At 40.1% G+C, this 25,570-nt stretch carries 21 protein-coding genes; 9 read left to right on the forward strand and 12 right to left on the reverse strand.

The window, feature by feature from the left end:
• Positions 1-190 precede the first annotated feature (190 nt).
• From JN11_RS06255 to JN11_RS06275, 5 genes are all read right to left on the reverse strand, one after another.
• Positions 191-1,426 (reverse strand): PP2C family protein-serine/threonine phosphatase, encoded by a 1,236-nt coding sequence (locus JN11_RS06255; protein WP_144910779.1) that lies wholly within the window; start codon positions 1,424-1,426, stop codon positions 191-193.
• Positions 1,427-1,467: 41 nt separating this feature from the next.
• A complete protein-coding gene (locus JN11_RS06260; RefSeq protein ID WP_144910782.1) occupies positions 1,468-2,589 on the reverse strand; it encodes an ABC transporter permease in 1,122 nt (373 codons plus the stop codon).
• Between the two features lie 144 nt (positions 2,590-2,733).
• A complete protein-coding gene (locus tag JN11_RS06265) occupies positions 2,734-3,864 on the reverse strand; it encodes a glycosyltransferase family 2 protein (protein ID WP_144910785.1) in 1,131 nt (376 codons plus the stop codon).
• Complete coding sequence (locus JN11_RS06270; RefSeq protein ID WP_246138952.1) at positions 3,848-4,660, reverse strand: hypothetical protein; 813 nt, start codon at positions 4,658-4,660, stop codon at positions 3,848-3,850. The genes JN11_RS06265 and JN11_RS06270 overlap by 17 nt, the downstream gene beginning before the upstream one ends.
• Positions 4,661-4,978: 318 nt before the next feature.
• On the reverse strand, positions 4,979-5,824 hold the full coding sequence (locus JN11_RS06275; protein ID WP_144910790.1) for a dienelactone hydrolase family protein: 846 nt from the start codon (positions 5,822-5,824) through the stop codon (positions 4,979-4,981).
• A 144-nt stretch (positions 5,825-5,968) separates the two neighbouring features.
• On the opposite strand from JN11_RS06275, the gene JN11_RS06280 reads away from it, so the two are divergent.
• Positions 5,969-6,637: a hypothetical protein gene (locus JN11_RS06280; RefSeq protein WP_144910793.1), complete on the forward strand. Its 669-nt coding sequence runs from the start codon at positions 5,969-5,971 to the stop codon at positions 6,635-6,637.
• A gap of 78 nt (positions 6,638-6,715) precedes the next feature.
• On the opposite strand, the gene JN11_RS06285 is transcribed toward JN11_RS06280, so the two are convergent.
• Complete coding sequence (locus JN11_RS06285; protein ID WP_144910796.1) at positions 6,716-9,616, reverse strand: DEAD/DEAH box helicase; 2,901 nt, start codon at positions 9,614-9,616, stop codon at positions 6,716-6,718.
• A gap of 227 nt (positions 9,617-9,843) precedes the next feature.
• Positions 9,844-10,629 carry a diaminopimelate epimerase gene (gene dapF / locus JN11_RS06290; RefSeq protein ID WP_144910798.1) on the reverse strand — a complete coding sequence of 262 codons (786 nt, stop codon included), beginning with the start codon at positions 10,627-10,629 and terminating at the stop codon, positions 9,844-9,846.
• 188 nt (positions 10,630-10,817) lie between these two features.
• On the opposite strand from dapF, the gene JN11_RS06295 reads away from it, so the two are divergent.
• On the forward strand, positions 10,818-12,362 hold the full coding sequence (locus JN11_RS06295) for a Do family serine endopeptidase (protein WP_144910801.1): 1,545 nt from the start codon (positions 10,818-10,820) through the stop codon (positions 12,360-12,362).
• Between the two features lie 76 nt (positions 12,363-12,438).
• Here the strand turns inward: JN11_RS06295 and JN11_RS06300 are convergent, their stop codons facing one another.
• Complete coding sequence (locus tag JN11_RS06300; RefSeq protein WP_144910804.1) at positions 12,439-13,038, reverse strand: ribonuclease HII; 600 nt, start codon at positions 13,036-13,038, stop codon at positions 12,439-12,441.
• A gap of 197 nt (positions 13,039-13,235) precedes the next feature.
• Here JN11_RS06300 and JN11_RS06305 point away from each other — a divergent pair, with 197 nt between their 5' ends.
• The 3 genes from JN11_RS06305 (at position 13,236) to JN11_RS06315 (ending at position 16,474) form a co-directional block, all read left to right on the forward strand.
• Positions 13,236-14,435, forward strand: a complete 1,200-nt coding sequence (locus tag JN11_RS06305; RefSeq protein ID WP_144910806.1) for a glycosyltransferase family 4 protein — start codon at positions 13,236-13,238, stop codon at positions 14,433-14,435.
• Positions 14,436-14,588: 153 nt separating this feature from the next.
• Positions 14,589-15,668 carry a glycine cleavage system aminomethyltransferase GcvT gene (gene gcvT, locus JN11_RS06310; RefSeq protein WP_144910809.1) on the forward strand — a complete coding sequence of 360 codons (1,080 nt, stop codon included), beginning with the start codon at positions 14,589-14,591 and terminating at the stop codon, positions 15,666-15,668.
• A gap of 89 nt (positions 15,669-15,757) precedes the next feature.
• On the forward strand, positions 15,758-16,474 hold the full coding sequence (locus tag JN11_RS06315; protein WP_144910812.1) for a 2-phosphosulfolactate phosphatase: 717 nt from the start codon (positions 15,758-15,760) through the stop codon (positions 16,472-16,474).
• Between the two features lie 93 nt (positions 16,475-16,567).
• Here the strand turns inward: JN11_RS06315 and JN11_RS06320 are convergent, their stop codons facing one another.
• Positions 16,568-16,894 (reverse strand): nucleotide pyrophosphohydrolase, encoded by a 327-nt coding sequence (locus JN11_RS06320; protein WP_144910815.1) that lies wholly within the window; start codon positions 16,892-16,894, stop codon positions 16,568-16,570.
• Between the two features lie 6 nt (positions 16,895-16,900).
• The gene (gene dtd / locus JN11_RS06325) at positions 16,901-17,359 is read right to left on the reverse strand and encodes a D-aminoacyl-tRNA deacylase (RefSeq protein ID WP_144910817.1); all 459 of its coding nucleotides are present in this window, start codon (positions 17,357-17,359) and stop codon (positions 16,901-16,903) included.
• A 187-nt stretch (positions 17,360-17,546) separates the two neighbouring features.
• Between dtd and JN11_RS06330 the strand changes: the two genes are divergently transcribed.
• On the forward strand, positions 17,547-18,782 hold the full coding sequence (locus JN11_RS06330; RefSeq protein WP_144910819.1) for a cystathionine gamma-synthase family protein: 1,236 nt from the start codon (positions 17,547-17,549) through the stop codon (positions 18,780-18,782).
• Positions 18,783-18,881: 99 nt separating this feature from the next.
• Here the strand turns inward: JN11_RS06330 and rsgA are convergent, their stop codons facing one another.
• A complete protein-coding gene (gene rsgA / locus JN11_RS06335; RefSeq protein ID WP_144910821.1) occupies positions 18,882-19,802 on the reverse strand; it encodes a ribosome small subunit-dependent GTPase A in 921 nt (306 codons plus the stop codon).
• A gap of 39 nt (positions 19,803-19,841) precedes the next feature.
• Positions 19,842-20,429: a DUF4468 domain-containing protein gene (locus JN11_RS06340; RefSeq protein ID WP_144910823.1), complete on the reverse strand. Its 588-nt coding sequence runs from the start codon at positions 20,427-20,429 to the stop codon at positions 19,842-19,844.
• 253 nt (positions 20,430-20,682) lie between these two features.
• Here JN11_RS06340 and thrA point away from each other — a divergent pair, with 253 nt between their 5' ends.
• From thrA to thrC, 3 genes are all read left to right on the forward strand, one after another.
• A complete protein-coding gene (gene thrA / locus JN11_RS06345) occupies positions 20,683-23,130 on the forward strand; it encodes a bifunctional aspartate kinase/homoserine dehydrogenase I (protein WP_144910825.1) in 2,448 nt (815 codons plus the stop codon).
• Positions 23,131-23,173: 43 nt separating this feature from the next.
• Positions 23,174-24,163: a homoserine kinase gene (locus tag JN11_RS06350; protein ID WP_144910827.1), complete on the forward strand. Its 990-nt coding sequence runs from the start codon at positions 23,174-23,176 to the stop codon at positions 24,161-24,163.
• 65 nt (positions 24,164-24,228) lie between these two features.
• Positions 24,229-25,539, forward strand: coding sequence for a threonine synthase (gene thrC / locus JN11_RS06355; protein ID WP_144910829.1), 1,311 nt, complete (start codon positions 24,229-24,231; stop codon positions 25,537-25,539).
• Positions 25,540-25,570 lie beyond the last annotated feature (31 nt).

Consider the following 25,570-nt stretch of genomic DNA (forward strand, 5'->3'; position numbering starts at 1 on the left):
CAGGATTTATACAAAAGGCGGCATTACAGATACATTTTACAGCATAAAATAAATGCTTCTATGTATTGCTATAGCAGAACATTTGTACAGGTAGTAGAAACGTGATTTATTGCAGTTGAAAAGACTCGTTTTTAACTATAGGGAGAGGTTTTAATATTAATTATTAGGGATAACCACCATCAATTAATCATCAAAAAATCCGCAGAGTTAATAAAGTAACATCATCAATTGGTTTGCCCTTTATTACCTGATTAATATGATTCATTATCCGCTGATTAAAGCCATCCGGGGTTTCATTACCATGCGTTTCTATAAATTCAATTAAACTTTCTTCGGTCCAGTTTGGATTACTGTGTTCATGATCCATTAATCCATCAGTATAATTTATCAGCAAGCTATCCGGCTCTATATAAATATCACCCATGTTAAGAAAAGGCAGCTCGTCAAAAACACCTATCATGGTAGTACCCAGGTTAAGCGTTATGGCCTCGCCTTTTGAAAATAAAACCGTTGAGTTATGGCCGGCATTAATATAACTGAGTCTGCGGGTTTTTTCGTTGTATTTGGCCAGGAATAGGGTTATAAATCTTTCGCCCTTAGTATTGGTAACTACTATTTTATTCAACCTGTCAATAATATTGGCTAAATCGTTCTCCACAGCAGCCCATGCCCGTAAGCTTGCCTGAAAATTTGCCATCAACAAAGCAGCCGAAATTCCCTTACCTGATACATCTGCAATACACCACAAAAACTCATGGTCATTCAACCGTACAAAGTCAAAGTAATCGCCACCTATGTTTTGGTGAGGGATGTAACGGGCGCTTACTTCTACACGGTTATCCTTATAAATTTTTAAGGGGATTAGCATGTTTTGCACCTCAACCGCCAGTTCCATTTCGCGTTGAAACCTTTCAGACTGTAACCTTTCCTTAAAAAGCTTTTTGTTTTCGAGGGCTACTACAATAACGTTAATAACCGTTTGGATAAAATTAAGATCGTTATTTAGTAATTCTTCGGTAGTGTTAAAATCGCCGATGAGTGCAAATGCCAGCGCTTTCTTTTTATGATAAATGGGAATAAAGTAATCGTATTTCTTAAGAATCTCATCGCCATGACCCTTTAATGGCGTTGGCTCTTTAAACTTATTCAGTTTTAAGCAGGCTTTATGCAGTTTGCCAACAGGTTCAATATCACCGCCATATTTGGATAGCAGGATATAACCGCCTTCTTTTTCAATTAAAAACCTCAGCTTACCAACCTGCAAATAACTTTGTAAAATTACCTGCAGCATTTGTATCAATACCGGAGTGCCTGTATCCTTGTTAATGGCCTGCGTAATTTCGAGCAATGCATTTAACTCCGTTTGCCTCTTAAGCAACAGCCGTATTAGGTCATCTTCTGCCGAGATATCGTCAAAATTTTGCATCAGTTAAATTAAAAAGGCTGCCTAAAATAAATATATTTTTTTTAAAAGCGGGTACTTTGTGATTTTATATCAAAAGCATCCCTTAAACCAACAGTTACAAGATTAAAAGCGTAAACCAATAACATTATTGCTAAACCGGGCATTATTGCCAAATAAGCGGCATCCATTACAATATAACCATAATGTTCTTTAATCATACTTCCCCAGGTTGGCATGGGGGGCTGTGCCCCAAATCCTAAAAAGCTTAAACCTGCTTCCAATAATATTGCAGCTGCAAAGTTTGATGATGCCATCACCAATATAGGCCCAACAATATTGGGCAAAATATGCTTGCTGATAATGCGGGTATTATTAAAGCCAAGTGAACGTGCGGCTTCAATATATTCTACCTGTTTCAGGCTTAAAACCTGGCCACGAACCAGTCGCGCCACCTCAACCCACATAGATAAACCTACTGCAATAAATATTTGCCATAAGCCCTTACCCAAAGCAAATGATATGGCAATAACCAGCAATAATGCAGGAAGCGACCATAAAATATTCATCAGCCAGCTTAAGGAGACATCAATCCATCCGCCAAAATACCCGGCAATGGAACCAATGGTAACACCTAATAACATACTTATAATAACCGCCATTAAGCCAACAGACAAGGAGATACGCGTACCTAATATAAGCCTGCTTAACATATCACGACCATAAATATCAGTGCCAAGCCAAAAGGTTTTGTGGATAATTCCTGATCCATTGCCTGATGGGCCTGTTGTTGAAAAGAATTGACCTTTAATACTATATAATTTTTGTTCGGGTTTGTCTTCTGTGCCGATATATTCGTCAACAATAACGGCATCATTGGCAAGGTGATAACCGGTGATAGGAATATCCCTATAAAAAGATGGTTGGCCAAAAAGCATTTTAGTGAACAGGTTTACGGTATCAACCCGTTCGGTTTTACGGAGACGTAGCATCATAAATTCAGATCCAGGCTTTTTTAAACTCAATTGGATGGTCATGTTATTAGCCAGTGGGGTAGAATCGGGCATAATTAAATACCCTAGTATTGCCACCAGTGTGAGTGATATAATAAATATCATGCCAGCTACGGCAATTTTATTGCGTTTAAATGTTTTCCAGGTACGCTGTGCAGGGCTAAGATCAGTCAATTTTAGTATGCGGGTGCTTTTTGGTTAAATATCGCCTTTTTTTATGAGTTATAACCAAGACTCTGAATGATTTGACAAGTTTATGAAAGAGAGATCAGGATTGATAAAGTTTATTACATACTTCAATCATCAACCACTAAATTATCATCTTACCATCCTATCCTTCCATATATATTTTCCTTTATTGCCAATCATTCCAATATATACAAAGTAAATTACATATAATGGAATAGATATTAAAAGCAATGAAATGAGCTTTTGCCGTTTAAAAAAACTGGTAACCGGATATAACAGCATCAGCTCAAATAAAAACATCAATACGAACTGTATGGCAAAAACAGTTAAAAAGTGTATGCTAAAAAAGGCTGCTAAAAAGTTCAATAATACCGATACATTAAACAGCCATAAACCAACTACCAGTGCAACTACTTTTTTGTCTTTATATTTTACTGATTTTGATGCCCAGCGACGCCTTTGCTGCAAAAACTCTTTCAGATTTGGTTTGGCATGCGTAAATACAATGGCATCATACAATTTCAGAAAACCAATTTTGCCGGGATAGCGTTCGGCAACCTTTTGCAATAGCAATTCATCATCGCCAGAGGCCAGGTCATCAATGCCCTTAAATCCACCTACTTCATAAAATATATCTTTACGATAGGCCAGGTTGGCTCCATTACAGGTAGATGCCCGTCCATTCCCTATAAAGGCCCCGCCGGTGGCAATAAGTGAGTAAAACTCCAGGCTTTGCATCCGCTCAAATAATGATTTTTCTTCGAAATAGCTTACCGGCGAGGAAATCATCACCGGGTTATACATTTCAAAATAACCAACTATTGTGGATAGCCATTTGTTACCCATACGGCAATCGGCATCAGTAGCTACCATTAAATCGCCGGTTGAAAGATCAATGGCTTTGGCTATGGCTTTTTTCTTGTAGGAGTTTAATGGTTTATCCTCATTCATCTGCAACAGCCTTACTCCCCTATCGGCATAGTTGCTGATAATTTGTGAAGTACGGTCGGTTGAATGATCATCAGCGATGATGATTTCCGTTAGATGTTTGGGATAGTCCTGAGCTAAAATATCTTCTATAGTTAAATGGATCTTTTCTTCCTCATTGCGGGCGGCAATGAGTATGGTTACTCTGGTGCTAAAACCTGATGATTTTACGAGCGGCTGTTTTACTGCATTCCATCCCCTTATCAAAAAGACACAAACACACAGGAAAAGACCTGTTAACAAAAACGACAATGTACTAAGCAGTGCGATCAAAGAATTTTAATTTAAGTACAAAAACAGACCCTAAAATAGCCGGAATAATCAGGTTTATAATATAGATGAGCGAAATGGCTACCACTACGGCAATAGACTGATCTGTTACATAACTAAACAGTTTGCCTGCTGTAAGCGCCCTTACGCCTATATCAAGTACATCTAAAGATGGAATTGCCGACTGGACAAAGAAAAACACAAACATAAGCAAGCCCATAGTCAGAAATGGAATTTCGGGAATAAGCAGGTGAATAATGAGGTAATACTGAAAAGTAAAAACAAAAAATCGCCCTAAACAAAACCACATAATGCTTAACAACTCATTAAACTTATATTTCCCCATAATATCAAAAAAGCGATGAAACTTTTTCAAAAACTTAATGCGGTTAAGCAGAGATACCATCCATTTAATGTTAAAATAAAAGGTAAGCATTATAGCCATAAATACAAGGGCTATAACGGTAATGCCTAACATAATCCACCATTGCGGATGTATAAAAGTGTAAAAGAACCATACAATTGCCCCTGCACCCAAAACATTAGTAATTACATTTTGCCCGAATGAGCCTACCGCCATGGCGAATACCCCATGTATACGTTTGCGAACGGGCAGAAACATTACCCTGCCGCCATACTCACCCAAGCGGTTAGGGGTGAACACGGCCCATGTTAAGCCGCAAAAAACAGATTCTATGGATTTCCATATGGACATTGGCGATAATCTGCGTGTTAAATGCCACCACTTAAGCGCTTCCAACGTCCAGTTAACAATCATCAGCAAAATCACAAATACCATGGTGATCAATACTCGGCTATAAGTGATATGAGACACCAAAACACTGAACTTATGAAGATTATCGTCGTTTTTTAGGATACGATGGTAGATAAACCAAAACGCCAGGACTAAAATACCGAGTTTAAGTAAATAAGAAAGTAGTTTTTTAGCGCGGGCAGTCAAGGGCAGAATATTTTGTACAATGTTACATGAATGATTTCGAATTTCGGAATTTCAATTTCGGATTTAGAAAATTTCCAACTACTGGATTAACCTTTAAGTTGAATGTTATTTTTAATATTAATTATAATTCCCAAATCGAAATTCCGAAATCCGACATTAACGAAGTCTTGGTTTTAAGAATGCGATGGTATAAGCATAGGCATCTTTGGTTGCCTGACTATCATAAATAGGGTTGCTGGGGTTGGCAAAACCATGATCAGCATCATACTGGTGTACGGTTAACTTTTTACCGGCAGCTTTCATATCTGCCTCAAATTTGGCCACTACTTTAGGGTTTATCCATTGGTCTTTATTAGCAAAATTGCCTAAAACATCAGCATGAAGCGCTTTAAGGCGATTTACATCCTGCTCCGGCATTCCATAATACATTACACAACCTGCGGCCTGATTACCTGCGAGTATAGAAGTCTGTAAGCTCCAGCCACCACCAAAACACCAGCCAATGGTGGTAATATGTGCCTTAGGCCCAACATAGGCAATGGCTCCGTTAATAATGGCTTTAGCACGATCATCGTTAACAGCCTGCATTAGTTTGCCGGCTTCATCGCGGGTGTTAGCTACTTTTCCATCGTAAAGATCAAGGTCAATTATGTTTACGTTACCCAGGTCGGTATATAGTTTTTCAGATTCTTTTTTCACCCAATCATTAAGTCCCCACCATTCATGAACAACTAAGAGATAGTTATTGGTTGGATTTTTAGCCTTAAATTCATAGGCATCGGCTTCTTTACCATCGGCAGTTTTGTAGGTAATGGATTTACCGATACTGCTCTGAAAATGCATTTTCAGTGGATTTTTATGCGCCATGCGAAAATCTTTACTGGATGCCAGCATAGCAAACTGCTGTGTGGCTGATGGCTTGGCACAACAGGCCATTTTGCTTTGGCTGAATGCAAATACAGCACAAAAAACAAAAAATGATAAGAGTAAAAACTTTTTCATTTGGTTGATTTTCTAAGGTTGATTTTTAAAAACGACAATAAATGGTTGAACAACCAATATTAACGTTATTTTGTTTGATTATTTTACTCACTTAAGGATATTGCTTTAATTTAACTAATTTGCTTTCACCTTTCAAATTATCGCATGGAATCCGAGTTAATTACCTACCAAAAATTTAGTGACATAGCATTGGCTAACGCAATGGCTGAACAACTAGATAACCACCATATTGAATATCTAATATCTGAGGAATCGTTCAATTTTGACCCGGCATTCAGAATGAATAATGCCCTAAAAGAATATGCTGTAAAAATAAAAAGTACAGATTTTAAAAAGGCCAACAAGGTCTTAAAAGATGATGAAAGTACAAATGTTGCCGAGATTGGGGCAGACTATTACTTGTATGCTTTTACTAATGACGAATTAAAGGAAGTTATTACTAAAGCTGATGAATGGAGTGCCTTTGACAATGTACTTGCACTGAAATTACTGGCTGAAAGGGGAATATCCATCAGCGACAAAGAGATAGCTGAAATCAACAAAAAGAGAATAGAAGAATTACGGGCACCTGAATCACCGCAGACTTTTTATATTGTTATTGGATATTTGGCTGCTTTATTAGGAGGCATAATCGGAATGTTTATTGGATGGCATCTTTCGACCTACAAAAAAACATTGCCCGATGGCGAGCGTGTTTATGATTACACCAAAAACGATAGAATGCACGGCAAAATAATATTTTACCTTTCTGTAATTGTGTTTATAATAGCCGTATTCTATAAAATAGCACCCGTGTTTGAGAGTAATTATTAATTGTTCATTCAAACTTCCGAAGTTTTAAAATCTCGGAAGGCTGACATGTCTAATGCCTGTTTTTTCAGAAGTTCTGTCTTATCCCAATATCTCTTTAATATCCTCCACAGAAAGCGATTTGATAAAGCTTTCTTCGGTAGTGATTAAAGCACGGGCTACACTTAGTTTGCGTTGTTGCAGGGCCAATATCTTTTCTTCAACAGAATCTTTGGTGATGAATTTATAGATGAACACGTTTTTGGTTTGGCCAATTCGGTGGGTCCGGTCAATTGCCTGCTGTTCAACGGCAGGGTTCCACCATGGATCCAGGATGAATACATAATCGGCCTCGGTAAGGTTGAGGCCTACCCCGCCGGCTTTTATTGAAATTAAAAACACCCGGGTTTTTGGGTCTTCCTGAAACTGTTTTACCACATCGCCACGATTTTGGGTGGCACCGTCCAGGTACACATATGGAATATTTTCGGCATTAAAATATTCCCGGTAAATGTTCAATTGTTTTACAAACTGCGAGAAGATGAGCACTTTGTGACCACCCTCCAGCACATTTTCCAGCGTATGTATCACGTTTTCGAACTTGCCCGAATCACCTTCATATTCACTGTCAATCATTATCGGGTGATTGGCAATCTGGCGCAGCTTGATCAGTCCCTGCAACACCTGAATCTGCGTTTTGGCAAAGGTGCCGTCTTCCAGGCTTTTCAACAGTTCGTTGCGGTACTCAGATTTTACCTTTTCATAAACTGATGATTGTTCTTCGCTCATTTCACAGTAAAGCAGCGTCTCCGTTTTGGGTGGCAGCTCTGTAGCTACCTGTTCTTTTGTCCGCCGCAAAACAAAAGGTTTTATCAATGCCTGTAGTTTCCGGGCTTTATCTTCGTCCTTTTTCTTTTCAATAGGTGTTACAAATTCATTCTGAAAAAACTGCTGAATGCCCAATAGTCCCGGATTAATGAACGACATCTGTGTCCATAAGTCATTCACCGAGTTTTCAACCGGGGTACCGCTCAATATCAACTTAAAACGTGATTTTAATTGCTTAACAGACAAAAATGATTTTGATGATGGGTTCTTGATATTCTGACTCTCATCCAATATCACATAATCAAAAAAGTAGGCTTTAAACAATTCAATGTCAATACGGCTAATGCCATAGGTGGTAATCACCACATCATAATTGGCAAAAACCTCCGGCGATTTATAGCGCATAGCGCCGGTATGTACCATTAGCTTCAGTTGCGGGGCAAACTTTTTAGCCTCGTTCAGCCAGTTGTAGATGAGCGAAGTGGGCATTATTACCAGCGAGGTGCTTTTGCCACCCGCTGCTTCTGTATCTTCCTTATGCTTTTGAAGCAGGGCCAATGTTTGTATGGTTTTACCCAAACCCATATCATCGGCCAGGCAGCCGCCAAAATGATAATGTTTTAAAAAGTGGAACCAGTTATACCCAGCCTTTTGATAGGGCCTTAAATTACCTTCAAAAAATTGAGGCATGGGCACATCTTCCAGTTCTTCAAACTCGCTTAGCTTTTGGAGCTTACGGTTCATGGTGATGTTGGCCAACTCGCCCTCCACCAAACTATTAACCAGCCCCAGGTGATGACGGCGCAGTTTAATATCATTGCCACCTTCGGTAAAATGCAGCAGGTTGCCAAATTGCGAGAACCATTTTTCGGGTATTACCGCAATCTCGCCCGATGGCAGTACAAATTCTTTTTTACGGTTGAGGATATGATTTTTTAGCTGGATGAATGGGATACGGTATGAGCCGAAATAAACAAAGGCGTTGATATCGAACCAGTCGTTATGCTCACTGATTTCCATATCAATTTTGCTGCTGCCAAAAACGTAGCGTTTTTGCCCATCGTTGGCAGGCTGTTCTATTTCAAAGCCCTCATCGGCCAGTTGATCAAAATGCTGGTTGATCCATTCAAAAACAGAGAACGAGCGATCGGCTTCTTCATCAGCTATATCTACTTCAAGGTTTTTAAATAAGGACGAGGTAGTTTTTAGCCCCATACTTTCCAATAATTGGAACTTATTTTTTTCCCAAACAACAGAGCGTTTTATACGATGAAAGGTATAGTTATCACCATCGCGTTCCATACGTACAGAAATATGCCTTTCATCGCCATAAGAAAAAGTATAGCCGGCGTATTTAAAAAAAAGCTGTAGCTGCGAAGTACCACCTTCAATATAAATAGGTTTTAAAACCGGCCTTGCATCATATTTTTCGGTGTTGATAGTAAAGCCCTCGGCAAAAACATGGTGTTTTTCTATTAACGGCGCTACAAATTTTTCAAAGTACGATTGCTCAGATGATTTTGGAATAGCAATGTACCGCTTGTTAAGAAACGGCACCAGCTTTTTCCCTTCAATTTCTTTTTCAAAGTAGTAAAGGGTATCATCCAACAGCATCCATGCAGGATGATTACAAATGATCTCTGCATTTTTAAACATAAACTCAATGCGCATGCCCTGGTATTTAATGGTAGGAAAATACCTGATCTCTTCAGCGTCGCGCCTGAAGTGGAATAATACCGTGGCAGCTTCTGTGGCAATGTTCAGCTTGCGCTCGGCAGGGTAGCCTTCCTTACTCATCAGGTAAAGCTCTTTATTAGCCAGCAGGCCCAGCGCTTCGTTAATGCGCTTTTCCATTTTGGGCCGTATGGTATCAAAAAACTGCTCATTAAACACCTTCGAGAAAAACTCAAACGGACGGATTGGCTTTTTATAATATCTTTTAATAATGTTACCCTGCTCCAACTCTTCCAGTATCTTAACCAGCTTTAAATCTGTTTCATCAATATAATTGATAAACTCATTAGCTGTGTTTGAAAATACGCGTTGGTGGGTAAGAGAAAATTCGCCGTTTGGGTTAAGTTGAACTACGTGTGGCTCAATAACATAGGATAGATAGTCGTGCCGGGCTATGGCATAAATAATCTGGCAGGGCTTAGTTGAGTCGACGCGTAGCATACTTCTTATAAAAAAATTATTAGAAGCTACATCAACAAAAAATTCAAACGTAAACAGAATTTACAGTAAGTAAAAATGTTTTTAGTTAAATAATTGTTAACATCTACCTGTCAATATTACATTTGTTGGTTAAGTAATTGTTTTTCAACAACTGATATTCATGTTTATGCCGATGGTGTCTTTTTAATTTAAGAGAAATGTTTAAAACAATACTGGCATTCCACTCTCTAAACCTCCACTTCCCCTTCAAACACTTTTACTGCCGGGCCTTCCAAAAAAATATCTTTAAAGGTGTGCCCATCATAATTAAAGCGGATGTTTAAATCGCCGCCCAATACCTTTATGGGGGTAATTATCTGTCCGCTTTGGTGGTTGTGCTTGGCCATTGCAAGGGCTACTGCTGTAACACCTGTTCCGCAGGCATAGGTTTCGTCTTCTACACCGCGTTCAAAGGTGCGCACAAAGTAACCGTCGTTGTTGGGCTCAACAAAGTTTACGTTAATGCCGAGGGCTTTGTAGGTATTATTATTGCGGATGTCATATCCATCCTGGTAAACATCTTTTTCTTTTAGGCCGCTCACCATTTTTACATAATGGGGCGAACCTGTATTTAATACATAAGCGTCCTCATCTGTATTAATAGTGTCTACATTGATCATTTGCAGGCTCACCCAATCGCCCGATGCTGAAATTTTGGCGTAATGCGGGCCATCAACTGCCAAAAAGTTCGTCTCGGTATCAATAACTCCTAAAAATTTGGCAAATGCCACAATGCAACGTCCGCCATTGCCACACATGCTGCTGGGCTGGCCATCGGCATTATAGTAAACCATTTCAAAATCATACCCTGCTTTGTTTTGCAGCAACATCAAGCCATCGCCACCGATACCGAAACGACGGTCGCAAAGACTGACAATCAGCTTAGGGTTTTGATGATTTATAGCGTTGGTGCGGTTATCAAGCAATATAAAATCATTGCCGGCACCCTGGTATTTATAAAAATGTGTGGTCACAATAAATGTATTAATTTGTTAGTATCTTTATTATCTGCCCAAAAAGCAAAAATGGTTAAAAAAGCACCCTGTTTATTATTTAACAAAATTTAACAAAAATACCAATAACTTAACATTGATTATAACGTCTTAATGGTATTAAATTTGAGTAATAATTCATAAACATAACAAAGAAAGAGAATACAGAAATGAAAAAGTTTGGTTTAACATTATTAACGGCTTTTGTTGGCGGTGCCATGGCACTGGGCGGGTACAGATTAGTTGAAAATAAATACGCCAGCAACATGAGCTTCGAAGACAAACAAAAGGTTTACCTGGCAAGTAACCATATGTCGCCTGCTACTACGCTATCATCGGCCGGGCAGACTGACTTTACAGAAGCTGCAGCCGCAGTAACCCCTGCTGTTGTTTATATCCGTACTACCTATTCGAGCCAGCCAGACAATGGCCAGCAGAGCCAGTTACAACAAATGTTTGGTGATATGTTCGGGCAACGTGTACGTCCGCAGATGGCACCAGAAATGGCTTCAGGATCAGGTGTAATTATTTCGCCCGATGGTTATATCGTAACCAATAACCACGTGGTTGATAAAGCAGAGAAAATTGAAGTAGTAACCAATGATCACCAGGATTTTAAAGCTAAAGTTATCGGTACCGATCCAAGTACTGATTTGGCCTTGATCAAAATTGAAGGCCATGACCTGCCGATAGTAAAATTAGGTAACTCTGATAATGTAAGAGTTGGCGAATGGGTATTGGCCGTTGGTAACCCTTTTAAATTAACATCAACCGTTACTGCGGGTATTGTTAGTGCAAAGGGCCGTAACATTGGTATAATTGGTTCTGAAGATAACCAGGATGAAAATCAAAACCCTTTTGGCCGTACCCAATACCAGGGCCAGCCAAAGTTAAATAAGGCTATTGAGTCATTCATTCAAACAGATGCTGCTATCAACCCTGGTAACAGTGGTGGTGCGCTTGTCAATACCAATGGTGAATTAATTGGTATTAACTCGGCCATTGCATCACACACCGGATCGTACGAAGGTTACGGTTTTGCGATCCCTATTAACCTGGCTAAAAAGGTATTGGATGATATTGAAAAATATGGCGCTGTAAAACGCGGCTATGTAGGTATCAGCTTTAAAGAGCTTGACCAGGATGCTGCCCAACAATTACACATTGACCGTACCGTTGGTTTGTATGTTGACCAGGTTATACCAGGCGGAGGCGCTGCACAAGCCGGTTTAGAAAAAGGTGACATTATTACCAAGGTGGAAGGCAACAAAGTTTATGAGTCATCAGACCTACAAGAACGTGTTGGCCGCTTAGAACCGGGCGATAAAATTCACCTGACTGTTTTACGTGGTAATGACGAGAAAAACTTTACCGTTACCTTAAAACCAGAAGCACCTGTTGCTAAAGTAGCCGTATCAAAATCGGCAGAGGAGTTGTTCAATAAATTTGGTGCCAGCTTTATACCTGTATCATCAACTCAAAAAGCTAAATTCCATATCAACGCTGGTGTAGTGGTTACCCAGGTTAGAGATGGTGGTTTGTTTGATTATACCGAAGTTCCGGTAGGATCAGTAATCACCGAAATTAACAGGCAGCCAATAGCCAATATTGATGATATTGACCATGCGTTAAACAACCTGAAAAATGGATTATTAACCATTTCAGGATATTATCCTGATGGCAGCAAATTAAGAAGCACCATACAGGTACAATAAGTTACTTACAACTCAAGTAAACAAAAAGCTGCTCCATATTGGGGCAGCTTTTTTGTTTAAGAAATATCTGGGTGGCTTATAGCTCAAGCTCTAATTGCGGATCGGTTACCCTAAAAGTACGGCGATGGTATGGTGTATAACCTATTTTTAAAACGGTTTCGCGATGTTTTATGGTGGGGTAACCTTTGTTTTTATGCCAGTCATACTCCGGATGCTCCATGGCAATCTGTTTCATATAATCATCGCGGTAGGTTTTTGCCAGTATGGATGCTGCGGCAATACTTAAATATTTGCCATCGCCACCAATAACACATTGATGAGGCATGGTTTTATACTTATTAAACCGGTTACCATCAATAATTAAAAACTGAGGAGTTAAGGCAAGTTTCTCAATGGCACGGTGCATGGCCAAAAAAGAGGCATTTAAAATATTGATCTCATCAATCTCTAAATTATCAACCACACCTACCGCATGAGCGATGGCCTTTTGTTCAATTTCCATCCTTAATTCATACCGTACCTCTTCTGATAACTGCTTAGAGTCGTTCAGTAAGGTATGCTCAAAATCATCAGGCAAAATAACTGCAGCAGCAAAAACGGGTCCGGCCAAACAACCACGACCAGCTTCATCACATCCTGCTTCAATAAATTGGTGCTGATACCTGGATAATAACATCTGTTTGCAAAGTTAAAAATGTTAAAGCGCTTATCGAATTGATAAACAGGATATTTTTATAAATCTTGTTTAAAACGAATCGTTAATAATATAAATATGATTTTTCTGTAATATTTATCACAAAATATTTATTCACTCAAGATAAGGCTTTGACCGTTCGCTCAAATTATTATTTTTGTTGGAAACCGTCAAACCAATTGAAAATACTTTTTTTAACTCATCGTGTCCCGTTTCCGCAAAATGGCGGCTATCCAATAGTGGTTTGTAATACTATAAGAGGGCTGGTAAATTTGGGACACGAAGTTTCGTTGGTGGCATTAAACGCAAAGAAATATCATCATGAAAATAATGATGATGATAACGACCTGTTGTCCAAAATAAACTACCGGGCCTACGATATCAATATCAATGTATCAGTTTTTGAAGTGGCGGCCAACCTGTTCAGCAAAACATCATTCAATATTGATAAATATTACGATGCTGATTTTGAACGCCTGCTGGTGAGGGAGCTCAAAATTACCCAATATGATATTATTCAGTTCGAAGGGCTTTTTGTATCACTTTATCTTTCTGCTATCCGCAAAAACTCAAAAGCAAAACTCATTTACAGGCTCCATAATATTGAGAGCCAGATATGGCACCGGCTGTCACAGCAAAAATCTGATCCGTTTAAAAAATCATATCTTAAAATGCATGCTAAGCGGATAAAAAACTATGAGCTGCAACAGTTAAATAATTTTGATGCTATTGCCGTGTTTACCGAGCAGGATAAAAGTACCCTAATGGAGTATGGCACCAAAATTCCGATTGAGATATTGCCGGTTGGCATAAACCTGGATCATTATCAGCCTGATTTTGAGAAAACAGAGTTCCCCAGTCTTTTCTTTTTAGGATCATTAGATTGGTTGCCTAATCGTGAAGGTATTGAATGGTTTCTGGAAAACTTTAAGCAGGATTTAATCGATGGTGAACTTCGTGTACGCTTTTATGTAGCCGGGAACGATATTCCAGAACGCTTTGATGATTACGATGTGATGGGCAAGATATTTATACAAGGCGAGGTGGACGATGCGCTTGAGTTTGTGAACAGCAAAGCCATAATGATTGTTCCGCTGCTATCAAGCGGTGGTATGCGGGTTAAAATTGTGGAAGGTATGGCTATGCAGAAGTGCATTATTTCAACCTCGTTAGGTGCCGAGGGTATTAATTATAAAAACAGTGAAAACATATTGATAGCCAACAATGTGGATGAGTTTTACGAAGCCATAAAACTTTGCATTGCTGATGAAGATTATTGCAAAAGAGTTGGTCTCAATGCCCGGAAACTAATTGAGGAGCAGCACGATGTGAATAAGGTTACAGAAAAACTGGTTGCATTTTATCAAACGCTTGTTTGATTTACGATTTCAGATTTACGAATTACGATTGGTTATTGAAAATATATTGACTTACGATTAATTGAATTGAGGTTTTCCATACATCGTAAATCTAAAATCGTAATTCGTAAATCAGCAAATGATTTTATTACTTTTGCGGCCTAATAATTTGTAATGAAGAATACTGCTTTAACCGAAGTTCATATTAAAGAAGGTGCCAAAATGGTTCCTTTTGCTGGTTATAATATGCCTGTTCAATATGCAGGGATCAATGCCGAACACGAAACCGTGCGCAATGGTGTGGGTGTGTTTGATGTGAGCCACATGGGCGAATTTATTTTAAAAGGCGAAAAAGCCCTTGATTTGATTCAGCAGGTTACCAGTAACGATGCATCCAAATTATACGACGGTAAAGTACAATACTCATGCCTGCCTAATAAAGATGGTGGTATAGTTGACGATTTGTTGGTTTATCGTATAGACGAAAAAACTTATATGCTGGTGGTTAATGCCTCCAACATTGAAAAAGACTGGAACTGGATTTCTGGCTTTAATACTTTCGGTGTTGATATGAAAGATATTTCAGATCGCACTTCTTTATTGGCTATTCAAGGTCCGAAAGCGGCTGAAGCATTGCAAAGCCTTACCGAAATTGACCTGGCATCAATGGAATATTACTCCTTTAAAAAAGGAAAGTTTGCCGGGGTGGATAACGTTGTGGTATCTGCTACAGGATATACAGGTGCAGGTGGCTTTGAGATTTACTTTGAAAACCAATATGCCGAACAAATATGGGAAGCTATTTTTAAAGCTGGTGCTCCTTTCGGTATAAAACCAATAGGCTTAGGTGCCCGTGATACCTTGCGTTTGGAAATGGGCTTTTGTTTGTACGGAAATGATATTGACGATACCACTTCACCACTGGAAGCAGGTTTGGGCTGGGTAACTAAGTTCAGCAAAGAATTTACCAACTCTGCTGCCCTGCAACAACAAAAACAGGATGGTGTAAAACGCAAGCTGGTAGGTTTTGAAATGATTGACAGAGGTATCCCCCGCCACGATTATCCAATTGTTGATGCCGATGGCAATGTAATAGGTAAGGTAACTTCGGGCACCCAATCACCATCATTGCAAAAAGCAATTGGCATGGGTTATGTAAAAACCGAATTCGCCAAAGAGAGCACTGAAATATTCATCAGCATCCGCGATAATAAAATTAAAGCAAAAGTGGTAAAACCACCGTTTAATAAATAGTTTATTGGTTCACCGGTTCATTAGTTTATTGGTATCTGCAATTTGATTAATGACCATGCGCACCAATTAACTAATGAACAACTGAACTAATGAACCAACTCAACGTTTGTCTATCACCATCGTTAATTCCGCTTTATAATGTGGAGGATTATGTAGTGGTAATTATAGATATTTTCAGGGCCACTTCATCCATTTGCTACGGTATTGAAAACGGTGCCGAAGCCATAATTCCGGTATCGGAAGTGGAAGAATGTGCCGCTTACCGCGAAAAGGGACTTGACTATTTACTTGCTGCCGAACGCGATGGCAAGGTGGTTGACGGGTTTGACTTTGGTAATTCGCCGTTTTCCTATACTAAAGAAAAGGTGGCCGGTAAAACGGTTGTATTAACTACAACTAATGGCACCCATGCTCTACACTTATCACGCAGTGCAAAAAAGATTGTTATCGGTTCATTTTTAAACCTTACTGCGCTGTGCAACTGGTTAAAAACGCAAAACGACAATATCTTACTGGTTTGCGCTGGCTGGAAAAATAATTTTAATTTAGAGGACACTTTATTTGCCGGCGCCGTAGTTGACCAGCTTAAAGATTTTGAATTTAAGCTGGATGATGCCGCCATTGCCGCAAATGACCTTTTCCAAATAGGGAAACACGATATTGATCAATATCTCAAAAAAACATCGCACGGCGAACGCCTTAAAAAACTGGGCATTGAAAAAGACATTGAATTTTGTTTGCAGGTTGATTTAACAACTGCTATCCCGGTATTAACGGGCGAAAAATTAGTGAAGCTTATTTCATAAAAGCTACTGTACCAGGTGTGCCACGTGTACCTGGTGGCACAGACACACCTGATAAAAGATAACCGTTCACGCGTTAATTTTTGAACACCTGTATTACTTCAGCTTTTCATTATTTTTATGCCTGTCAGCATCGCGGATACTTTTCTTTTGCATGTTCTTTTCCAGTGCATCAGTCAAATCAATACCCGTTTGGTTGGCTAAACATATCAGCACAAAAAGCACATCGGCCATTTCATCCGCCAGGTTCACTTCCGTATCTGATTTTTTGAACGATTGCTCGCCATACTGCCGCGCCATTATGCGGGCCACCTCCCCTACTTCTTCCATTAAAATGGCAGTGTTGGTCAGTTCATTAAAATATCTTATACCAGTCGTGGTAATCCATTTATCAACCAGTTGCTGAGCTTCCTTAATTTTCATAAAGTTTTAATGATTATCCCTGTCTTTTGTATCCATTATAATTGTCACCGGTCCGTCGTTCGTCAAGGCAATCTTCATATCGGCACCAAAAATACCGGTTTCAGTCTTTTTACCGGTTAAACTTTCCAAAGCACCTATCATTTGCTCGTATAGCGGGATCGCCTTATCCGGCTTAGCCGCCCGAAGAAATGATGGCCTGTTTCCTTTTTTGGTTTGGGCAAACAGGGTGAATTGTGAGATCAGCAAAATGCCCCCATCAATATCAGCAAGCGCTTTATTCATTAGCCCATTTTCATCACCAAACACGCGCATTCCAGTTATTTTTTGCGCCAGCCATTGCACATCCTCTGTAGTATCGGCATCTTCAATACCCAAAAGAACCAAGAAGCCAGATTCTATTGCTCCAGTTATTTTACCTTCAACCGTACAGTTTGCTGCCAAAACACGTTGTATTACTGCCCTCATACGTGTATATTATATTAAAAATTCAGGGAACAATATACATTCAGATTTAGAAGTTTCCACCACTTTGAAAATCTTTTTGAACAACAAAAGTCATATTACCTACAGATTTGATATACTAAATTAAATCTGGTTTAAAATTCCGCTCAAAAACAATTAGTTTCGCAAACTATTTGTTTTAAATATCAACATGACTACTAAAAGAGGCTTCACAACTACCCTGCTACATTCTGACCGCTTAGGTAAACCAGAGCACGGCGCATTACATCAACCAATCCATACAGCGGTTACTTGGGGTTATGATGATGTACAGGACCTGGTTGATATTTTCCAGAACAAGAAAAAAGGCTACGCTTATTCCCGCCAGGGAAATCCAACCGTTTCGGCTTTGGAAAGTAAGGTAACGCAAATGGAAAATGGAATATCGACCATTGCCTTTTCTACCGGGATGGCAGCAATTTCGGCCACCATATTGGCATTAATTAAGCATGGCGATCATATATTGGCCAGTTCATACCTGTTTGGCAATACCCGCAGTGTATTCCAATCTTTTATGGATATGGGGCTGGATATTACTTTTGTAGATGCTACCTCAATAGATAATGTAAAAAACGAAATAAAACCCAGCACCAAACTAATTTTTGTTGAAACGATTGCCAACCCTGCTACACAAATAGTAGAGCTGGAAAAAATAGGCGACCTGTGCCAGGAAAAAGGCATCATTTACATGGTAGACAACACCATGACTTCGCCATATTTATTTAACCCGGTAAATGTAAAGGCAACTTTGGTAATTAACTCGCTTACTAAATACATAGGCGGTCATGGTAATGCTTTAGGCGGCAGTGTTACTGATACCGGCTTATTCAACTGGACGAACTTCCCTAATATTTTTGAAGGATTTAAAACACAGGTAAAACCCGAAGTTTTGGGCATGACACAGATACGCAAAAAAGGGTTACGCGATGCAGGTGGTACTTTATCTCCTGAGGCTGCTCATTCTTTATCAGTAGGATCAGAAACCCTGGCACTACGTATGGAAAGAGCTTGTAATAATGCTTTTGCACTGGCTACTTTCTTTAATAGCCACCCAATGATTAAAAAAGTATATTACCCTGGATTAGAATCGCATCCGCAACATGCAATGGCTGGTAAACTCTTCCTGAAATATGGTGGATTGATGAGTATTGAGCTGGATGAAAGCATTGATCTTTTTGCCTTTTTAAATAAACTAAAACTGGTAGTAAAATCGAGCAACCTGGGCGATACCCGCACACTTGCTATCCCTGTAGCACATACCATCTTCAATGAACTCGGTGCCGAGAAAAGAGCGGAAATGGGTATTTCTGATTCGATGATCCGTTTATCAATTGGCATTGAGGATATTGACGATTTGCTGCAGGATTTTAAAGTAGCGCTAGGATAGTGAGTAGTAGTGATTGGAGAGTGGTGATTAGAGATTAGTACTTGTAGTCACTAAAAAATTAACACCTAATCTCCAATCACTAACCTTCTAATTAACTAATTACGCCCTCGTATCATTCCCATTATAAATGCTCAGATAGCTTTCATAGCGGGATAGTTCTATTTCGCCATCTTCCAGCGCAGCTAAAACAGCACAGCCCGGTTCGTTAATGTGACGGCAGTTATGGAAACGGCAATCGTGCATGCGTTCGCGCATTTCGGGGAAGAAATGACTTAGCTCCTGTTTTTCTATGTCAATTACGCCCAATTCGCGGATGCCGGGAGTATCAATAATAAATCCACCGTGTGGCAATTCAAACATTTCGGCAAAGGTAGTGGTGTGCATCCCCTTATCGCTCCAGTCAGATACCTGGTGAGTACGCAGATCCAGATCGGGCAATAAAACATTAATCAAGCTCGACTTGCCCACCCCCGAATGGCCCGAAAATAGGGTCACTTTATCTTTTATCAGTTCCTGCACCTGTTCAATATTGGTACCCTCAAGCGCCGAAACTTCATAACAGGGATAACCAACCTTTTCATAAATGGCTTTATAGTCGGCCAAAACTTCCAGGCCTTCGTCACTGAACAAATCGAGCTTATTAAAAATTAACCTGGCAGGAATATCGTAAGCTTCGGCAGTTACCAAAAAACGGTCAATAAATCCTAAGGACGTACGCGGCGATGCTAATGTAACCACCAGTATAGCTTGATCAAGGTTGGCCGCTATAATTTGCCCTTGTTTTGATAGGTTGATGGATTTACGGATGATGTAGTTTCTGCGTTGATGCAGATTGGTAATCACACCTGTTTCCTGATCAGGCTCCATCTCAAAATCAACCACATCGCCCACAGCTAAAGGATTGGTAGTGGTAATTCCTTTGATACGGAACTTCCCTTTTATACGGCAATCGGTTTTCTGCCCATCGGGAGATTGTACCTGGTACCAGCTGCCTGTTGATTTAATGATTAGTCCCTGCATATTAAACAAGCATCAAAAGTAATCAAATTACACAGCTTATTAATTTGTCATTGCCGTATTTAGCGATGCGATACATGCCTGTATGGCATCATCAGTACATTTTAAATACTCCCTTACCTTTTTTCTACCATAGTTAATTGAAGGTCCAAAGCCCATGTGCTTTTGTTTGTACAAACCAATTAAGTAATCGGGACTGTTTTGATAAACAATCACTCTTCTAAAAAACTGATTTTTCGGCATAAAGTAGGTGTCGAATATTTTGTAAGTGTAGTTCCCATCATTACAGTTAATTTTAAGGGTAATGATTAAATAAAAATCATATTTAACTAAAGCTAACGAAGTTGTAGCAATACGAAACTCAAGAACTCCCTGACTTAAAACACTGCTCGACACATCCTTATCTTTTGACAATGTATCAACCTGATGATATTTAAAATAACCTGCGAACCATTTTTTTGCTGTACTATCCAATGTTGCTTTATTTCTACCTTTTACACTAATACTATCAGAATAAGTTAGTTTACCGTTAACTACAGGCAAACTGTTCACTAAAGAATCCTTATCCTTTTGTGCCGATGCAGCAATCGACACTAACAAAAACATTAAACAGAGAAGCCATTTATTCATATGGGATGAAAGTATATAAAAACCGCTGAATATTTTATTTTTATACAAAATCAAAATATCTCTTGCTTATTAAAAAATATTCTACTTACTTTACAGACATAATATATGACAATTAACCAAACATCAACAACAACTATTACCACCACCGGGATAAAACACGGAGGAAGATAGTCGTATGGTGTAAAACATAACAAAACCAAACAAACGCCTTCCTCCACAAAGAGGAAGGCGTTTTTGTTTTATTTAAACAATAATGAAAATTTTAAAATTTGGCGGTACATCCGTAGGATCAGTTCAAAGCATCCAAACCTTACTTAACATCCTGAAAGAAGAAGTTAAAAACGGCGAAAAGCCAATCGTAGTGCTTTCTGCTATGAGCGGCGTAACCAATCTTTTAATTTCTATGGCCGAAGGTGCTGCCGATGGCAGGGATTTTACGGAGAACCTTGCCGAATTGGAAAAACGCCATTTTGATGTGGTAAAAAGTCTGTTATCGGTTCAAAATCAAAATCCGGCCTTTACCCGCTTGAAAATATATTTCAACCAACTGGAAGAATTGCTGCAAGGCATACTTACCCTGCGCGAACTCACTCCAAAAACCCGCGACCAGGTACTAAGTTTTGGCGAGCGTTGCTCTACTTTAATGATCAGCAAGATAGCAGCTCAATACTTCCCGGAAGCATTGAATGTAGATGCTGCTGATTTGATTAAAACCGACAGCTCATTTGGGCAGGCAAAGGTAGACATGAACCTTACCGACCTGCTGATTGGTGCTTTTTACAGGGAAAATAAAGATAAAGTACTTTTTGTAACCGGCTTTATTGCAGCGAATGAAGCAGGACAAGTTACTACCCTGGGCCGCGGTGGTAGTGATTATACCGCCGCCATATTAGGTGCAGCATTAAACGCGCAAGAAATACAGATCTGGACTGATGTTAACGGTATGATGACTGCCGATCCTCGGATGGTAAAAAAGGCATTTTCACTACCTGAGCTTACTTATACCGAAGCCATGGAGCTTTCGTATTTCGGCGCTAAGGTAATCTATCCGCCAACCATGATCCCGGCATTTTTAAAGAAGATTCCTATCGTTATAAAAAACACTTTTGAACCGGAATTTGAAGGCACCGTAATCAGACATGACTGCCAACCATCCAATTTACCTATAAAAGGTATTTCATCTATCAACAACATCAGCATCCTAAATTTGGAAGGTAGCGGCATGGTAGGTAAATCAGGTTTTAGCGGCAGACTATTTTCCTTACTGGCACGCGAGCAGATCAACATCATCCTCATCACCCAGTCATCATCGGAGCACAGCATCACTTTTGCCGTTCAGCCCTATGATGCCGACAAAGCCAAACAACTTATTGAACAGGAGTTTGAGCTGGAACTGCTAGCCAATAAGCTAGAGCCACTGGTGATTGAACAAAACCTGGCCATTATAGCTATAGTTGGCGAAAACATGAAACAAACGCCTGGTGTATCCGGTAAATTGTTTCACGCGCTGGGCCGCAATGGTGTAAATGTGAGGGCAATTGCGCAGGGTTCGTCAGAATACAATATCTCAGTAATTATATCAGGTAATGATCTCGCTAAAGCACTAAATGCAGTGCACGACGGATTTTTTGTTGAGCTTACCAAAACACTCCATGCCTTTTGTTTAGGTACCGGCAATATTGGTCAAACGCTTTTTAAACAACTTAATGCCCACAGTGCCTATTTGCAGGAGCATAACGGCATACAGGTGAAAATTGCAGGCATCAGCAATACCCGCAAAATGACTTTTAATGCCGATGGTATTTCATTAGATAGCTGGAAGGATGACCTGGAAGCTTCCAATGAAGCTGCAGACCTAAAAGCTTTTGTAGCTAAAATGAAAAGCATGAACCTGCCTAACTGTGTATTTATTGACAACACTGCCAGTCCCAAACCGGTTGAAGTTTATGAAGAGGTTTTTAAATCGAATATATCGGTTATTACCTGCAATAAAATCGGCAACTCGGCATCGTATGAGCAGTACAAAACATTTCATGATACTGCACACCGTCATGGCGTTGATTTCTTTTACGAAACCAATGTTGGTGCCGGTCTTCCCATCATCCGTACTTTAAAAGATTTGATGAACAGCGGCGACAGGATTGCTAAAATTGAAGCAATATTATCGGGCACTATATCTTTTATCTTTAATAATTTTAAGGGTGATGCCAATTTCCATGATGTGGTTAAAGAAGCTCAGGAAAAGGGTTATACCGAACCTGATCCGCGCGATGATTTAAGCGGAAAAGATTTTATGCGCAAAATATTGATATTGGCCCGCGATGCCGGTTACGCCATGGAAGCCGAAGATGTATTTATTGAAAGCATGTTGCCAAAAGCTTGCCTGGAGGCACAAACAGTTGAGGACTTTTATGCAGCCCTAAAAACGGAAGATGCACACTTTGGCAACCTGAAAGCCAAAGCGGCCGCCGAAAATAAAGTATTGCGTTACATCGGCAAGTTAGAGGATGGTAAAGCGGCTATCACCCTGCAAATGGTGGATGAAAGCCATCCGTTTTTTACCCTCTCGGGAAGTGATAATATTATATCATTTACTACCGACAGGTATAAAGAACGTCCGCTGGTTGTAAAAGGCCCGGGTGCGGGTGCCGAGGTTACCGCCGCCGGTGTATTTGCTGATTTAATAAATGTGGGAGCTTAACCCCCCTAACCCCCTGAAGGGGGAACAAAAAGTTTAATATCAAATGGAAAATAAAATAGAAAATTTAACAGACTCCGTTTTAGCGCCCCCTTCAGGGGGTGTGGGGGGTAGCATCCATGTTTTTGCCCCCGCAACTGTTGCGAACGTTGTTTGTGGTTTTGACGTGTTGGGCTTCGCCGTAAATGAACCAGGCGACGAAGTAATTATGCGTGTAACCGGTAAACCGGGTATCACCATCAGCAAAATTACTGGCGACAATGGTCGCCTGCCGCTTGATGCAGCTAAAAATACGGTTAGCGTAAGTGTTCAGCATTATTTAAAAAGTATTAACCGTACTGACATCGGTTTGGATATCGAACTGCATAAAAAAATGCCTATTGGCAGTGGCCTGGGTTCAAGCTCAGCCAGTACGGTAGCCGGTTTATTTGCCATAAAAACTTTATTGGGTGATGATACCGACCCGGCTACCCTATTGCCCTTTGCCATGAAAGGCGAAGAAATGGCTTGCGGACATGGGCATGCTGACAACGTGGCTCCTGCACTAATGGGTGGTTTCGTACTGATCCGCAGTTATGAACCGCTGGATGTAATCCGCCTGCCACACCCAAAAGACTTGTATTGTGCCATTGTTTTTCCTGATGTGGATGTACCTACCCGCGAAGCCAGGCAGATCATCCGTAAAAACATACAGATGAAGGACGCCGTTACCCAGTGGGGTAATATCGCCGGACTGGTTAGTGGTTTGTTTATGAATGATATTAACCTGATTGGCCGCAGCATGAAAGATATTTTGGTTGAGCCGGTACGCTCTATGCTGATCCCTGATTTTTACCAGATGCGTGAAATGGCTATGGAGTTGGGTGCAGTAAGTTTTGGTATCTCCGGGTCGGGGCCATCTGTTTTTGCTTTTACCAGGGACGAAGAAACCGCCAAACGTATCACCCACAAGCTGCAACAGCATTTAACCGGCATCAGCATAGGGTCAAATGCATATGTATCAACTATTAATGATAAAGGGCCGAGGGTTTTATAATGCGGAAATGTGCAGACGTGCAAATCAAATAAATCGTAATTCGTAAATCTAAAATCGTAAATCAATTGCAACTATACAGTACTAAAAACCCATCGACTAGGGTATCATTCAAAGAAGCTGTTTTTAACAGCATGCCGCAGGATAAAGGTTTATACATGCCGGTTGTTATTCCCCGGTTAGATGATAAATTTTTGAACCATCTGGATGAATATACTTTGCCTGAAATTGCATTTAATGTAGCCAAGGCACTCATTGGGGAAGATATTCCTGATAATGACCTGAAAGCTATTATTAAGGATGCCATTAACTTTTTGGCACCTGTTGTAAAGCTGGAAGAAAACGTATTTGTACTGGAGCTTTGGCATGGCCCCTCGCTTGCCTTTAAAGACTTTGGCGCCCGCTTTATGAGTCGGGTTATGAGCTATTTCCTCGAAAAAGGCGAAAAACAGCTAGACGTTTTGGTAGCCACCAGCGGCGACACCGGTGGTGCGGTAGCGCTTGGCTTTTTAGGTGTGCCCAACACCCGCGTAACTATTTTATATCCGAAAGACAAAGTTAGCGATGTACAGGAATTGCAGCTAACTACCAACGGCCATAACATTCGCGCGGTTGAAATAGATGGCACCTTTGACGATTGCCAGGCACTGGTTAAACAAGCCTTTACAGATGCAGAACTGAATGAAAAATTCAGGCTTACATCCGCCAATTCGATCAATATTGCACGCTTAATACCGCAAACCTTTTATTACTTTAATGCTTATGCTCAGCTGTTAAAACAGGGGATAGACAAAGTAATTTTCAGCGTACCAAGTGGCAATTTTGGCAATATCGGTGCAGGTCTGTTGGCCTGGAAAATGGGACTTCCTGTGGAGCACTTTATTGCAGCTACCAATTTAAACGATACTGTGCCCGAATTCCTGGAAACGGGTGTCTATCAGCCCAAACCCTCCGTAGCTACCTTAAGCAACGCCATGGACGTGGGCGACCCAAGTAACTGGGTTCGTATTGCTGATTTGTTTAAGGACGATATAAACGATTTAAAAAACCTGGTAACCGGTTATAGTTATAATGATGAGCAAACGCTCGAAGCTATTAAATTCATTAATGATGATTATAACTATGTAGCCTGTCCACATACGGCCATAGCCTGGCAAGCTTTGAGGGACTGGCAACAGGATAATTATAAAGCTGATACCGCCGGTGTATTTTTATCAACTGCCCACCCCTGCAAGTTTCCGGATGTTTTCCCGGAAAGTATTGCAGCAAAAGTGGATGTGCCTGAACAAGTTGAAGATTTGTTTAAGAAAGAGAAAAAATCCACCGTTTTAGGTAAAGATTTTGAAGGGTTTAAGCAATATTTGCTGGAGAATAAATAATGCTTTTACTAGCCGTCATGCCGAACTTGTT

This window comes from Mucilaginibacter frigoritolerans, assembly GCF_007830615.1.
Taxonomy (GTDB): Bacteria; Bacteroidota; Bacteroidia; order Sphingobacteriales; family Sphingobacteriaceae; genus Mucilaginibacter; species Mucilaginibacter frigoritolerans.

Excerpts from the sequence above, each read along its gene's own strand:
- JN11_RS06255 (WP_144910779.1), bottom strand. The coding sequence starts at position 1,426 with ATGCAAAATTTTGACGATATCTCGGCAGAAGATGACCTAATACGGCTG.
- JN11_RS06270 (WP_246138952.1), bottom strand. The coding sequence starts at position 4,660 with ATGGTATTTGTGATTTTGCTGATGATTGTTAACTGGACGTTGGAAGCG.
- JN11_RS06275 (WP_144910790.1), bottom strand. The coding sequence starts at position 5,824 with ATGAAAAAGTTTTTACTCTTATCATTTTTTGTTTTTTGTGCTGTATTT.
- JN11_RS06280 (WP_144910793.1), top strand. The coding sequence starts at position 5,969 with ATGGAATCCGAGTTAATTACCTACCAAAAATTTAGTGACATAGCATTG.
- JN11_RS06285 (WP_144910796.1), bottom strand. The coding sequence starts at position 9,616 with ATGCTACGCGTCGACTCAACTAAGCCCTGCCAGATTATTTATGCCATA.
- JN11_RS06295 (WP_144910801.1), top strand. The coding sequence starts at position 10,818 with ATGAAAAAGTTTGGTTTAACATTATTAACGGCTTTTGTTGGCGGTGCC.
- JN11_RS06300 (WP_144910804.1), bottom strand. The coding sequence starts at position 13,038 with ATGTTATTATCCAGGTATCAGCACCAATTTATTGAAGCAGGATGTGAT.
- gcvT (WP_144910809.1), top strand. The coding sequence starts at position 14,589 with ATGAAGAATACTGCTTTAACCGAAGTTCATATTAAAGAAGGTGCCAAA.
- JN11_RS06315 (WP_144910812.1), top strand. The coding sequence starts at position 15,758 with ATGAACCAACTCAACGTTTGTCTATCACCATCGTTAATTCCGCTTTAT.
- JN11_RS06320 (WP_144910815.1), bottom strand. The coding sequence starts at position 16,894 with ATGAAAATTAAGGAAGCTCAGCAACTGGTTGATAAATGGATTACCACG.
- dtd (WP_144910817.1), bottom strand. The coding sequence starts at position 17,359 with ATGAGGGCAGTAATACAACGTGTTTTGGCAGCAAACTGTACGGTTGAA.
- JN11_RS06330 (WP_144910819.1), top strand. The coding sequence starts at position 17,547 with ATGACTACTAAAAGAGGCTTCACAACTACCCTGCTACATTCTGACCGC.
- rsgA (WP_144910821.1), bottom strand. The coding sequence starts at position 19,802 with ATGCAGGGACTAATCATTAAATCAACAGGCAGCTGGTACCAGGTACAA.
- JN11_RS06340 (WP_144910823.1), bottom strand. The coding sequence starts at position 20,429 with ATGAATAAATGGCTTCTCTGTTTAATGTTTTTGTTAGTGTCGATTGCT.
- thrA (WP_144910825.1), top strand. The coding sequence starts at position 20,683 with ATGAAAATTTTAAAATTTGGCGGTACATCCGTAGGATCAGTTCAAAGC.
- JN11_RS06350 (WP_144910827.1), top strand. The coding sequence starts at position 23,174 with ATGGAAAATAAAATAGAAAATTTAACAGACTCCGTTTTAGCGCCCCCT.